The sequence below is a fragment of the Burkholderia sp. RS01 genome (genome assembly GCF_039748055.1).
Classification (GTDB): domain Bacteria; phylum Actinomycetota; class Actinomycetes; order Actinomycetales; family Micrococcaceae; genus Arthrobacter.
Genome location: NZ_JBDLAK010000008.1, coordinates 133,719 through 146,426 on the forward strand (window position 1 = coordinate 133,719; position 12,708 = coordinate 146,426).

Consider the following 12,708-nt stretch of genomic DNA (forward strand, 5'->3'; position numbering starts at 1 on the left):
CTGAACAGCCTGAAAGGACCCCTGCGATGAGAAGCCTCCGCATCCTCACCCCGTACGAAACCGAGCTCGCCGATGCCCTGTTCGAAGCGATGTTCCCCTCCGACGGCGACAGCCCCGACGTCCGCGACGCCGGAGTCACCGAATACCTGGACCTGACCCTGGAGGGCTACGGACGCAAGGACCTTCCGCGGTACCAATGGCTGTTCGGCGCCCTGGACCGCTACGCCGAGGACAAGCACGGGCGGAACTTCGCCGCGCTCACCCTGGACGAGCGCACGGACGTGGTGGCCCTGCTCGAACAGGGCGAACTCACAGCCCAGCTGCCGGCGAAGGAACAGCGCGATCTTTTCGGGCTCGTCGTCGCCCACCTGCAGGAAGGCCTGTTCGCCGATCCCGCCCACGGCGGCAACAAGGACGCCGTCGGCTGGAAATTCCTCAAGCACCCCGGTGCCTGGCTGGAAAACTCGGCCGAGGAAAACCTCAGCACCGGGCACGTGACCAAGGGCGGAGTCATCAAGACCCTCGCGGACGCCATGCAGGAAATCCCCCGCGACACCGAGGGCCACAAGCTGAAGCAGCTCGGCTACGAGAACGCCGTCAACCCGCAGCTGACCGATGAAGTGGACGTCCTGCTGGTCGGTGTCGGCGCCATGGGCGGGCTCAGCGCCCAGGTCTTCGCGGAAGCCGGCCTCAGCGTGGTCGGCATGGAAGCCGGACCGTTCCGGCCGCTGGACGAGTTCCTCCCCGACGAACTCGAACACGCTTACTACACCCGCGGCGGACTCGGCCCGAAGTTCCAGCAGGAGACCCCGCGCTGGCGCGAATCGGCCGACGAAGAGGACAGCCGGGAAGCCACGTTCTCCCTGGGCCGCATGGTCAACGGCGTCGGCGGATCCGCCGGGCACTACGGGTCCTGGCTGCGCCGCTTCCACCCCTGGCAGTTCGCGCCGAAGAGCCACTACGACGGCCTCTACGGGCCCGACGCCCTGCCCGAGGACTGCACCCTGGCGGACTGGCCCGTCAGCTACGAGGAGCTGGAGCCGTTTTACACCAGGCTCGAACACCTGATCGGCATCGCCGGGGACGAGTCCAACCCGTTCATCAAGCGCAGCAGGCCCCTGCCGCTGCCGCCCACCCGTCCGTTCATCCTGGGCAACAAGTTCACCGAGACGACGCGGGCCGCCGGCCTCCACCCCCACCCCGTTCCCGTCGGATTCACCACCGAGTCTTACGGCGGGCGTCCCGCCACCGGCTACAGCGCCTGGAACAACGGGCTGGGCTCGTTCCGCGGGGACCGCTGGCACCCCGGCCTCGGCCCCGTGCCCGCGGCCATCGCCACCGGCAACTTCGAGCTGCGGACCCATTCCCGCGTCACCCGCATCATCATGGATGAATCCGGCGCGGCACGGGGCGTCGAATGGGTGGATCCCCTGGGCCGGGTCCGGCGCCAGTACGCCCGCGCCGTCATCCTCTCGGCCTACACCTACGAAAACCTCCGCCTGATGTACCTGTCCTCCGATTCCCGGCACGAGAACGGCCTCGGCAACAACACCGGGCAGCTGGGCATGCACTACATGACCAAGATGTTCGGCCACGTCGATGCGCTCTTCCCGGGCACGGAGTTCAACCGGCACACCGGCCCGGCCGCGCAGGGCGTGGTCCTGGACGATTTCCTTTCCCCCGGGTTCCGTTCCCTGGACCACGGCTTCATCGGAGGCGCCACCCTCGGCGCCGAGCAGCAGGCCCTGCCGCTGCAGATCGCCCGCGAAACCCTGCCCGAGGACGTCCGGCGCTGGGGCGCCGGCTACCGCAACCACCTGAAGCTCTGGTCCCAACAGGGCGTGATTCGGATCCAGCCCGACGCCCTGCCATACGCCTCCCATCGCCTGGAAATCGACCCGCGGCACCGCGACTCCTCAGGCCTGGGCATGCCGCTGGTCCGCGTGACCTACCGGCTGCGGGACAACGAACGCCGCCTGGCCTCCTGGATGGCGGACACGGCAACCGGGCTGCTCAAGGACATGGGTGCCACCAAAACCTGGCAGGGCCCGTACTTCACCGGCGTCGGCTCCAGCCACGACCTCGGCGGCGCCCGCTTCGGCCACGACCCGGCCGGTTCCGTCCTGGATGAACACCTCGCCGTGCACGACACCCGCAACCTGTACTTGTACTCCGGCGCCGCTTTCCCCAGCTGCCCCGGCATCAACCCCACCCTGACCATTTGGGCCATCGTGATGCGCGCGGCCGAACACCTGGCCGGCGAGCTCGGCGGCCAGCGAAAGGACCAGCCATGAGCACCGCAACGGAAGAGATCACCGGGCAGGTCACCGTCGAATACTCAGAGGACGGCCACACCGCCACCATCCTGATCGACAGGTCGGCGAAGCTGAACGCCCTCACCCTTGGACTACTCGATGACCTTGCCGCCGCGGCCCGCGAGGTTTCCGCTTCGGCGGCGCGGGTGGTCGTCGTACGAACCGCGGGTGAGAGGGTCTTCTGCGTCGGCGCGGACATCAACCACTTCGCCGGCCTCTCCGCGGCCCGGATGTGGCGGGACTGGATCGCCACGGGCCACCGGGCCTTCGATGCCCTGGCCCGCCTGCGCCAGCCCACTATCGCCGTCGTCGACGGCCTCGGGTTCGGCGGCGGCCTGGAACTCGCGCTGGCCTGCGACTTCCGCGTCATCGCCGCCGAAGCCCGCGTTGCCTTGCCCGAGACGGGCCTCGGCACGGTACCCGGCTGGGGCGGCACTGAGCGAGCCACCGAACTCATCGGCAGGGCAAGGGCCAAGGAACTCGTCCTGACCCGCCGTCAGCTCACCGGCGAGGAAGCCGTCGCCTGGGGGCTGGCCACCGCCGTCGCACCCAAAAAGGGCCTCGAAGAGGCCGTTTCGCAGCTCAGCAACGATCTGCTTGCCGGCGCCCCGCTCGCCGTGCAGCTGGGCAAGCAGATCATCGACGCCGCAGCGGACGGGGCGCCGTCCAGAGTACTTGAGGCGCTGGCCGGCGGCCTCGCAGCCGCCACCGATGACCTCGCCGAGGGCGTCGCAGCCTTCCGGGAAAAGCGCACCCCGCACTTCACGGACCACTAAATCGCCGCCCGCGAATCACACACTTTCTAAGGACACCCGAGATGGAAACCAAGAGCTACACGCTCGACGACGTCGAGCCCACCTACCGCCCGATGATCATCGACGGCGAAGACACCCAGGCCCAAGGCGGAGAGACCTTCACCCGCCTGAGCCCGGCCCACGAGGTCGAGGTCACCTCGTTCCCCAAGGGCGCCGAGGCTGACGTCGACCGGGCAGTCAGCGCGGCCCGGCGGGCACTGGACCGGGGCTGGCGGCAGTCCAGCGGCTCCCGGCGCTCCAAGCTGCTGCTGAAGGTCGCCGAGCTCGTCCGCCGGGATGCAGAGGAACTGGCCCTGGCCGAAACCCTGGAGACCGGCAAGCCGATCACCCAGTCCCGCAACGAAGTCGCCGGCACCGCCGAGCTGTGGGAATACGCCGCCAGCCTGGCCCGCAACACCCAGGGCGACGCCCACAACGCCCTGGGACCCGACACCCTCGCCCTGGTGGTGCACGAACCGATCGGCGTCATCGGCATGATCACGCCGTGGAACTTCCCGCTGCTGATCATCAGCCAGAAACTTCCCTTCGCCCTCGCCGCCGGCAACACCGCCGTGATCAAACCCAGCGAAAGCACCTCCGCGACCACGGTGATGCTCGGCCGGCTCATCCGCGAAGCGGGCTTCCCCGCCGGCGTCGTAAATATCGTCACCGGCGACCGGGTGGTCGGCTCGGCCATCGCGGAGCACCCCGGCATCGACATGGTCAGCTTCACCGGCTCCACGGGCGTCGGCAAGAGCATCGCCGCCTCCGCCGGCCGGGACCTGAAGAAGGTGGAACTCGAACTCGGCGGGAAAAACCCGCAGATCGTCACGCCCAACGCGGACTTCACCGCCGCGGTGGATGCCGGCGTCTTCGGCGGCTACTTCAACGTCGGCCAGTGCTGCAACTCCGGCAGCCGCCTGATCGTGCACCGCTCCATCGCCGATGAGTTCGCCGCCGCCGTCGTCGAACGGGCCAGGCACATGCGCGTCGGCGACCCGCTGAAGGCCGACACCCTCGTCGGGTCCCTCGTCAACGACGCCCAGCTCGCCGTCGTCGAACGCTACGTGGCCGAAGGCCGCGAAGCCGGCGCCCACCTTCTCACCGGCGGCGACCGGCTCGACACGGGCCTGGACGGCCGTTTCTACCAGCCCACCGTCTTCACCGGCGTCACGGCTCAGATGTCCATTGCCACCGACGAGATCTTCGGCCCGGTCCTGTCCGTGCTTCCCTACGACACGCTCGAGGAGGCCATCGGGATCGCGAATTCCACGTCCTTCGGACTGTCCGCCGGCATCTGGAGCAACGACATCAACGAGGCCCTCACCGCCGCGAGGGACCTGCGCGCCGGCACCGTCTGGGTCAACCGCTGGATGGACGGCTACCCGGAGCTGCCGTTTGGCGGCTACGGCCAAAGCGGGATCGGGCGCGAGCTCGGCCGCCAGGCCCTCGCCGAGTTCAGCGAACTGAAGACCATCCAGCTCCAGGTGGGCGCCCGCCATACCCGGTGGGTCGACGCCCCCGACGCACCCCGCCGCTAATCCACAGAAACCCCGAAGGAATAACCATGACTGCCACCACCGCAACAGCCCCGGCAACCGCCGCCACCGTCCTGCCCGTCATGCTGCCGCTCACCCTCCCCACCGGTTACGAAGTGCCGGCACTGTTCCGCGAGGCCGCGTCCAAGGCCTGGAAAACCGCCTCCGCGAAACTGGACGGACTCATCACCAAACACCCGGACCGGTTCCCGCTCTACACCGAGGAAGGCAAATGGGTGGTTGACGGCGAGGCCTGGACCAACTGGTGTGAGGGGTTCCTCGGCGGCCAGCTGTGGATGCTCGCCCGACGTGCCGGCGACGCCGACCGGGCCCGCTTCCGCGGTGCCGCCGAGCACTACTCGGAGCTCATCGAACACCGCAAGGACGACGACACCGTCCACGACCTCGGCTTCCTGTTCTGGTCCACGTACCGGCGCTGGTTTGAGGCCACCGGCGACACCGCCAAGCGCGACGTCGTCATCGAGGCCGGACGCACCACGGCCAGCCGCTACCGGGAGGCGGGCCGCTACATGCCCAGTTTCCGCCAACCGGACAGCCTGTTCATCGACATCATGATGAACATCCACATGGCCCTGTACGCCGCGCAGCAGACCGGCGACCAGGACATGGCCCGCAAGGCCGTGGACCACTGCCTCACCACCCGCCGCTTCCTTATGCGCGGCGACGGGTCGGCGTCCCACGAAGGCATGTTCGACCTCGCCACCGGCGCGTTCCTGAAGCAGACCACCCAGCAGGGCTATTCCGACGACGGCTCGTGGGCCCGCGGTCAGGCCTGGGCGCTCTACGGCTTCGGCACCGTGTACCGCTTCACCGGCGAGCGCCGCTTCCTCGAGACGGCAGTGGCGGCCGCCGACTTCTACATGGAAAAGACCGGCGAGCGCCTCGTGCCGCCGAACGACTGGGAAGAACCCGCACCCGTCCGTCCGTATGAATCCTCCGCAGCTGCCGCAGCTGCCGGCGGGTTCTGGCAGCTGGCCGGCCTCGTCGAAGACCGCACCAAGGCCACAATCTATGCCGACTACGCCGTGAACATCCTCCGCCGCCTCACCGAAGACGATTTCCTGGCCAGCCCGGACGAAGAGTGGGAGGGCATGCTCAAGCACGGCAGCTACCACGAGGGCAAGGACCTGGGCGTCGATGAATCGGTCATGTGGGGGGACTACTGGTTCCTGGACACCGTTGACCAGATCCAGCAGTTCGACGAAGCCCACCGCCTCGACGCAGCCCCGCGGAGCCGGTGACCACCATGTCCTGGGAAAGCATCGACGAAGCGCCTCTGCCGGCGGCCCCGGCAGAGGCGGCGGCCCCGGACGAGGCGGTCCGGACCGACATCGCCATCATCGGTTCCGGCATGGGCGGTGGCACCATGGCCTACGCCCTGAAAGATTCCGACGCCAAAGTCCTCATCATCGAACGCGGCCGCCGCCTCCCGGCCGAGCCGGAGAATTCGGACCTGGACGAGGTCTACCTCAAGGGCCGGTACAAGAATGCCGACACCTGGTACAACGGCCGCACCGGTGTCCCCTTCAAACCGGGCGTCTACTACTGGGTTGGGGGCTGCACCAAGGTCTACGGCGCATGCCTGCCCCGGTTCCGCGCCAGCGACTTCGAAGAAACACAGCACCAGGACGGGACCTCACCGGCGTGGCCCTTCAGCTACGCCGACCTGGAACCGTACTACAGCCGTGCCGAGCAGCTCTTCCAGGTCCGCGGACAGATCGGTGAGGACCCCACCGAGCCGCTGCACTCCGAGGCCTACCCGTACCCCGCCCTGGACCACGAACCGGCCGTCCAGGACCTGGCCGACTCGCTGCGGCGCCAGGGGCTGCACCCCTTCCGGATGGCCAACGGCCTGGACGCGGGCACCCCGGAAAAGCGTGCCCTGTGCGCGACCAGCGACGGCGCCCCCAACGAAGCCGGGCTGAAGTCCGATGCCGAAAAGATCGCCATCAACCCGGCGCTCGAAAGCAACGCCACCCTGATGACGGACACCAAAGTGATTCGCCTCATCCCGGGACCGGACGGGCGCACCATCGTCGCCGCCCTCGCCGAGCGCGGCGACCGGCTCATCCGCGTCGAGGCGGACAAATTCATCCTCGCCGCCGGGGCCGTGAACTCGGCCGCGCTGCTGCTGCGATCGGCCACTCCGGAACACCCCCGCGGCCTGGCCAACTCGTCCGGACTGGTGGGCCGGAACTACATGGTGCACAACAGCACGTTCTTCATCGGCATCAACCCGTTCAAGATCAACCGCACCCTGTGGCAGAAGACGCTCGGCCTCAACGACTGGTACGAAGCCGGACCGACCAACCCGTACCCCCTCGGGAACCTCCAGATGCTCGGGAAGCTGCGCGCCAGCATGCTCAAGATGGCCCGAAGCTGGGCACCGACCTGGCTCCTGAAGGCCATGTCGGACCGCAGCATCGACATCTACCTCACCACCGAAGACCTGCCGCGGCGGAACAGCGGCGTCAGCGTCGTCAACGGCAAGATCCACGTCTGGTGGGAGCCGAACAACCTCGCGCCCCACAAGGAACTGGTCCGGCGGGTCAGCCGGGCCATCCGAAAGGCCGGCTATCCGGTGATCTTCACCGAACGGATGGGCATCGAGACCAACTCCCACCAGTGCGGAACCGCGGTGGCCGGGCACGACCCGAACAGCAGCGTCCTCACGCCCGACTGCCGGGCACACGACCTCAACAACCTTTGGATCGTGGACAGCTCCTTCTTTCCCTCCTCGGCTGCGTTGAATCCCGCGCTGACCATCGCTGCCAATTCACTTCGCGTCGCGGACAGGATCCTCGCCGGCGGCAGCTCGCCCGGCCGAAAGCGTTCAGCCGACTCCACCGTCACCAACGACAGACAGGCACTCACGTGAGCCTTAACTACGAGACAACACAAGCAGGGGCCGCCCAGGAGCCCGGGGTTTCGACCCGCGACCTGGCCCGGGCTGCCTGGGCCAGCTCCCTGGGCAGCGCCCTGGAATACTACGACTTCGCCCTGTACAGCCTGGCCTCCGCCCTCGTGTTCAGCCCCCTGTTCTTTCCTGGCAGCAACCCTGCGACGGGCCTGATCCTGAGCTTCGGCACGTACTTCCTGGGCTTCGCCATCCGGCCGCTGGGCGGCATCATCTTCGGCCGCCTGGGTGACAGGCTCGGCCGCAAGTTCGTCCTGCTCGCCACCATCCTGCTGATGGGCGGCGCCAGCACCCTCATTGGTGTCCTGCCCACGTACAACGGCTCCCCCGGTGACTGGTACGGGGCCGGCGCAGGAATGTTCGCCCCGATCCTGCTCATAGCGCTTCGGCTGATGCAGGGACTCGGCGCAGGAGCCGAGATGGCCGGCGCGTCCATCCTGATGACCGAGTACGCTCCCGCACGCCGCCGCGGATTCATCGCGTCCCTGCCCTTCCTCGGCGTCCAGATGGGCACGGTTACGGCGGCTCTGGTCTATTTCCTGCTGCTGAACACGAACCAGGCAGTCAAGATCACCGAGACCTGGCTGTGGCGGGTGCCGTTCCTGGCCAGCGTCCTCATCCTCGGCATCGCCATCTACATCCGGCTCCGCCTCAAGGAGTCCCCCCACCTTCGCGAAACTCGAACCCTCCGAACAGGTCACCGAGCGGCCCCTCAGGACGCTCCTGAAGCGCTCCGGAAAGACCGTCCTGCTCGGAATCGGGCTGCGCATGGCGGAAAACGGCGGTTCGTCCATCTACCAGGCGCTCGCGATTGCCTACGTCTCCAGCGCAGCGATCGGCATCAAGGGCCCCATCGGGGCTCTCTCGCTGGTCTTCGCCGCCGCCGTAGGCGCCGCCGTCGTGCCCCTTGCCGGCTGGCTGACGGACAGGTACGGGCGGGTCCGCACGTACCGCGCGTTCGCGGTCTTCCAGCTGGCCGCCGCGTTCCCCGTCTGGTACGCGCTCAGCTTCGGTGACACCGTGCTGACCATCGTGGTCGTCTCCATCGGCCTGGGCGTCGGCACGTGGGGCATGTTCGGTTCCCAAAGCGCCCTCATGTGCGAACTCTTCGGATCACGGCAGCGGTACCTGGGCGTCTCGGTGGCCCGGGAAGGCTCCGCGGTCATCGCCGGCGGCATCGCTCCCATGATCGGTGCCTGGCTGATGTCCCTCGCGGTTACCGCCGAGGGTGGCAGCTCCGTCCAGGGTGCCGGCGCCGGCGCGTGGCTTCCCATCGCGGGATACCTCGCACTGCTGACGGCCATCACCATCGCCGCGACCTTCGCCGTTCCCGAGACCAGGGGCCGGAACCTGGAAGACCCGCGGGACGCAATCCACGAGAAGGCAGCCTGACGGACAGGATGTCCCCCGTCCGGGACATCCGCGTTGGTAAAGTCGATAGGCGGGGAGCGCCGCTTCTCCGCCTATCGACTCACCGGCAGGATTACAGCATGGCCCCGCGCATCACCCTCGAAGACGTGAGCAAGGCCGCGGGCGTCTCACGTTCAACCGCTTCGCTCGTCGTTCGCGGCAGCTCCCGCATTCCGGAGTCCACCGCCCTGAAGGTCCGCGAAGCCATGGACCAGCTTGGCTACGTGTACAACCGCCAGGCGGCCAACCTGCGGCAGAGCAGGTCCATGACCATCGGCCTCATCGTCACCGAGATCATCAACCCGTACTTTGCCGAGCTGGCCATGGCCGTGGACCAGATCACCCATGACGCCGGATACACGATCTTCATCGGCTACAGCCGCGACCTTGCCGACCGGCAGCACGAAATCATCGCCTCCATGATTGAGCGCCAGGTCGACGGGCTGCTCCTGCTCCCGGCTCCCGATACGGACCCGGAAAGGCTCGCCAAGCAGGTCAATGCCGCCAACGTCCCGGTGGTGCTCCTCGCGCGCCGGTTCGCCGGCTTCGACTACGTCGGCAGCGAGAACGTCAAGGGCGCGACGATGCTCGGGGAACACCTCTCCGCGCTGGGCTGCAGGAGCGTTGCGTTCCTCGGCGGCCGGCCCGCTCCGTCCCTCACGGAACGGGAGGAAGGCCTTCGCGGATCGCTCGAGCGCAAAGGCTGCGAACTGTGGAGCGTGGATGAGTTCCGCAGTCCCATCACCCCCGAGGGAGGCGCGACGGCGGTGGGCCGGCTCTTCGATCTGGGCCGGCTTCCGGATGCGGTGGTCGCCTACAACGACATTGTGGCCGAAGGCGTCTACGGCGAGATGCGCCGCCGGGGGCTCGAACCCGGCCGCGATATCGCCGTCGCGTCCTTCGACGACACGCGCATCGCCGCGAGGCAGGTTCCGCCGATGACCTCGGTGGCAGGCTTCCCGCAGCAGATCGGCACCACAGGCGCCGAGATGCTGATGGAACGCCTCGCGGACGGCAATTCCGAACTGCCCACGCAGCTGACCCTCATACAACCCCAGCTCAAGATCCGGTCCTCAACAGCGACTTGGCGCCCAAGGACCTAAGCCCTTCACATGCCGGCAGGGGGCGCCGTGGTCCTGCGGATGACGAGCCGCGGGGCCACGATGGCCGAAACAGCTTCCTGACGCCCCTGGATGCGCTCCACCAGCAGCTTCGCCGCCAGCGCGCCCATCTCGATGCCCGACTGATCCACCGAGGTGAGTCCCACCTGGGGCAGTGATGCCGCGAACACGTTGTCGTAGCCAACCACGGAGAAGTCTTCAGGCACCCTGACTCCGGCTTCGTGGAGCCCGGCGAGAACGCCGAGGGCTGCCATGTCTGTTCCGGCATGAACGGCAGTGGGCCGGTTCTTCCGCTGCGCCATCAGCCCGGCGGCATGCTGACCGCCCTCCTGGCTCCACCGGCCTTCCCAGACATCGATCTCGGCTTCGAGGCCGTTCCGCATCATCGCGTCTTTGTATCCCGTGGCGCGCACTACCTGAGGCATGCCGCTCTCGTTATTCTCCCTCCCGACGTGCATGAGGTGGGCAATCCGCCGGTGGCCCAGGGACACCAGATGGTCCACAATCAGCGCACTGCCCGCGATGTCATCGCTGGCCACCGTGTCGTAGGAACGGCTCGGCCCATGCCGGCCGAGGACAACGGTCGGGGTGCCGCGCGCTATATCCTCAAGGTCGTCTGCGGTGCCGAACGGGGCAATGAGGAGAAGGCCGTCCATCTTCCTGTCGACCATGGCCTCGATCATCTGCCGCTGTTGGGCAAGCCCCCTGCTCGCCTCCCCGATGAAGACCTGGTAACCGTTGAGCTCCGCTTCCGTACGGATCCCCTCGATAAGCACCGACATGAACGTGTTGTGCAGGTCCACCACGAAGACACCCAGGGTGAAACTGCTGCCGCGCATGCCGCGGGCCAGGGCGGAGGGCCGGTAGCCCAAGGTGGCCATCGAGGCTTCGACGCGCGCCTTCATGGCGCCGCTGACGCCGTAGGCGCCCCGCAGCACCTTGGAGACCGCGGCCTTTGACACGCCGGCATGCTGGGCCACGTCGCTGATGGTGGCCCGCTTCACTTGCTCCGACATCATTTCCCCCTCCAGCGTCCTCGTGGAGCCGTTCTACAGGAAATTGTAGACTGATCTACACAAATCTCTTGCGAGGATCTGTGACATGCCTTACAGTGGAAAACGTAGACCGATCTACACAATCCAAGCACGGAGTCTGGATGGCGTAGCTAGGCAAAATTGAAACGTTCCATAGGCCCGAGGGCCTGCGGGCTTTACGAGGAGGTAAAGATGGCCATTACGGGCACACGGCATTGGGCCGCCCTGGCTGGAGGCGTCACGGCGCTGGCGGTAGCACTGACGGGTTGCGCCGGGGGCAGCACCAGCGCAGGCGGCGGCGAGAAGACCATCACCTGGCTGGTGGACAACACCGAGAACACCGTCACATACGCGGAGCAGCTCGCCAAGGACTTCACCGCCGCGAACCCGACCATCAAGGTCGAGGTCGAGACCCGGCCGCAGGGCGGCGAAGGCGACAACATCGTGAAGACCAGGCTGTCCACCGGAGACATGGCAGACGTGTTCTCGTACAACTCAGGTTCCCTCTTCCACCAGATCTCGCCGGAGCAGAACCTGGTGCCCGTCACCAGCGAGCCCTACATGGCCAACGTTTCCGACTCGTTCAAGCCCGTCGTGACCGCCGGCAAGGAGATCTACGGCGTCCCGGTCGGCACCGGCAACGCCGGCGCGGTGCTCTACAACAAGAAGGTCTACGAAAAGCTGGGCCTGTCCGTTCCCAAGACCTGGTCCGAGTTCCTGGCCAACAGCCGCAAGATCAAGGAAGCGGGCATCGACCCGATCATCCAGACGTACCAGACCACGTGGACCTCCCAGCTGTTCGTCCTCGGCGACTTCGCCAACGTGGCCAAGGCGGACCCGGACTTCGCCGCCAACTACACGGCCAACAAGGCCAAGTACGCCACCGATCCGGCGGCTGTCAAGGGCTTCGAGCACCTCGAGGAAGCCGCGAAGGCCGGCCTGTTCAACAAGGACTTCGCCTCCGCCACATACGCTCAGGGGCTCGAGAAGCTGGCCAACGGTGAGGGCGCGCAATACCCGATCCTGAGCTTTGCCCTGCCGGAGCTCAAGGTGACCTTCCCGGACAAGCTCAACGACATCGGCCTCTTCCCGCTTCCGGGCGAGGACGCGTCGAAGAACGCCCTGACGGTCTGGCTGCCGGGCGGCGTCTACATCCCCAAGTCCACGAAGAACCTCGATGAAGCCAAGAAGTTCCAGGCGTTCATCGCGAGCAAGGCCGGCTGCGACTCCCAGACCAAGGCCGTCGGTGCCAACGGCCCCTACCTCGTCAAGGGCTGCGACCTGCCCGCGGACGTGCCCGCCGCGGTGAAGGACATGCTCCCGTACTTCGAGGACCAGTCCAAGAACAGCCCCGCGCTGGAGTACCTCTCCCCGGTCAAGGGCCCTGCCCTCGAACAGATCACCGTCGAGGTGGGCTCGGGCATCCGGTCCGCCAAGGACGCCGCCGTCCTCTACGACGAGGACGTCAAGAAGCAGGCCAAGCAGCTGAACCTGCCCGGCTGGAACTAGCCTCCTAACTCAACCCGCCGTCCGGGCCGCCTGCCGGCCCGGACGGCCC

10 protein-coding genes are annotated in these 12,708 nt (G+C 67.3%); 9 read left to right on the forward strand and 1 reads right to left on the reverse strand.

Annotated elements, in window-relative coordinates:
• Window positions 1-26 precede the first annotated feature (26 nt).
• The 8 genes from ABFP37_RS09730 (at window position 27) to ABFP37_RS09765 (ending at window position 10,098) form a co-directional block, all read left to right on the forward strand.
• Window positions 27-2,294, forward strand: coding sequence for a GMC family oxidoreductase (locus tag ABFP37_RS09730; protein ID WP_347033417.1), 2,268 nt, complete (start codon window positions 27-29; stop codon window positions 2,292-2,294).
• Window positions 2,291-3,091 carry an enoyl-CoA hydratase/isomerase family protein gene (locus ABFP37_RS09735; RefSeq protein WP_347033418.1) on the forward strand — a complete coding sequence of 267 codons (801 nt, stop codon included), beginning with the start codon at window positions 2,291-2,293 and terminating at the stop codon, window positions 3,089-3,091. The genes ABFP37_RS09730 and ABFP37_RS09735 overlap by 4 nt, the downstream gene beginning before the upstream one ends.
• 41 nt (window positions 3,092-3,132) lie before the next feature.
• On the forward strand, window positions 3,133-4,650 hold the full coding sequence (locus ABFP37_RS09740) for an aldehyde dehydrogenase family protein (protein ID WP_347033419.1): 1,518 nt from the start codon (window positions 3,133-3,135) through the stop codon (window positions 4,648-4,650).
• A gap of 26 nt (window positions 4,651-4,676) precedes the next feature.
• Window positions 4,677-5,909, forward strand: coding sequence for a glycoside hydrolase family 88 protein (locus ABFP37_RS09745; protein ID WP_078027472.1), 1,233 nt, complete (start codon window positions 4,677-4,679; stop codon window positions 5,907-5,909).
• A 5-nt stretch (window positions 5,910-5,914) separates the two neighbouring features.
• Window positions 5,915-7,546, forward strand: a complete 1,632-nt coding sequence (locus ABFP37_RS09750) for a GMC family oxidoreductase (RefSeq protein WP_078027524.1) — start codon at window positions 5,915-5,917, stop codon at window positions 7,544-7,546.
• Window positions 7,543-8,601, forward strand: a complete 1,059-nt coding sequence (locus ABFP37_RS09755) for an MFS transporter (protein WP_347033420.1) — start codon at window positions 7,543-7,545, stop codon at window positions 8,599-8,601. Before ABFP37_RS09750 ends, ABFP37_RS09755 begins: the two co-directional genes overlap by 4 nt.
• A 4-nt stretch (window positions 8,602-8,605) precedes the next feature.
• On the forward strand, window positions 8,606-8,977 hold the full coding sequence (locus ABFP37_RS09760; RefSeq protein WP_347033421.1) for a hypothetical protein: 372 nt from the start codon (window positions 8,606-8,608) through the stop codon (window positions 8,975-8,977).
• A 98-nt stretch (window positions 8,978-9,075) separates the two neighbouring features.
• Window positions 9,076-10,098 (forward strand): LacI family DNA-binding transcriptional regulator, encoded by a 1,023-nt coding sequence (locus ABFP37_RS09765; protein WP_078027474.1) that lies wholly within the window; start codon window positions 9,076-9,078, stop codon window positions 10,096-10,098.
• A 5-nt stretch (window positions 10,099-10,103) separates the two neighbouring features.
• On the opposite strand, the gene ABFP37_RS09770 is transcribed toward ABFP37_RS09765, so the two are convergent.
• Complete coding sequence (locus ABFP37_RS09770; RefSeq protein ID WP_260680914.1) at window positions 10,104-11,135, reverse strand: LacI family DNA-binding transcriptional regulator; 1,032 nt, start codon at window positions 11,133-11,135, stop codon at window positions 10,104-10,106.
• A gap of 207 nt (window positions 11,136-11,342) precedes the next feature.
• Between ABFP37_RS09770 and ABFP37_RS09775 the strand changes: the two genes are divergently transcribed.
• A complete protein-coding gene (locus tag ABFP37_RS09775; protein ID WP_078027475.1) occupies window positions 11,343-12,659 on the forward strand; it encodes an extracellular solute-binding protein in 1,317 nt (438 codons plus the stop codon).
• Window positions 12,660-12,708: the final 49 nt, after the last annotated feature.

Bases quoted from the DNA above. Each gene is read 5' to 3' on its own strand.
- ABFP37_RS09730 (WP_347033417.1), top strand. From the start codon at position 27: ATGAGAAGCCTCCGCATCCTCACCCCGTACGAAACCGAGCTCGCCGAT.
- ABFP37_RS09735 (WP_347033418.1), top strand. From the start codon at position 2,291: ATGAGCACCGCAACGGAAGAGATCACCGGGCAGGTCACCGTCGAATAC.
- ABFP37_RS09740 (WP_347033419.1), top strand. From the start codon at position 3,133: ATGGAAACCAAGAGCTACACGCTCGACGACGTCGAGCCCACCTACCGC.
- ABFP37_RS09745 (WP_078027472.1), top strand. From the start codon at position 4,677: ATGACTGCCACCACCGCAACAGCCCCGGCAACCGCCGCCACCGTCCTG.
- ABFP37_RS09750 (WP_078027524.1), top strand. From the start codon at position 5,915: ATGTCCTGGGAAAGCATCGACGAAGCGCCTCTGCCGGCGGCCCCGGCA.
- ABFP37_RS09765 (WP_078027474.1), top strand. From the start codon at position 9,076: ATGGCCCCGCGCATCACCCTCGAAGACGTGAGCAAGGCCGCGGGCGTC.
- ABFP37_RS09770 (WP_260680914.1), bottom strand. From the start codon at position 11,135: ATGATGTCGGAGCAAGTGAAGCGGGCCACCATCAGCGACGTGGCCCAG.
- ABFP37_RS09775 (WP_078027475.1), top strand. From the start codon at position 11,343: ATGGCCATTACGGGCACACGGCATTGGGCCGCCCTGGCTGGAGGCGTC.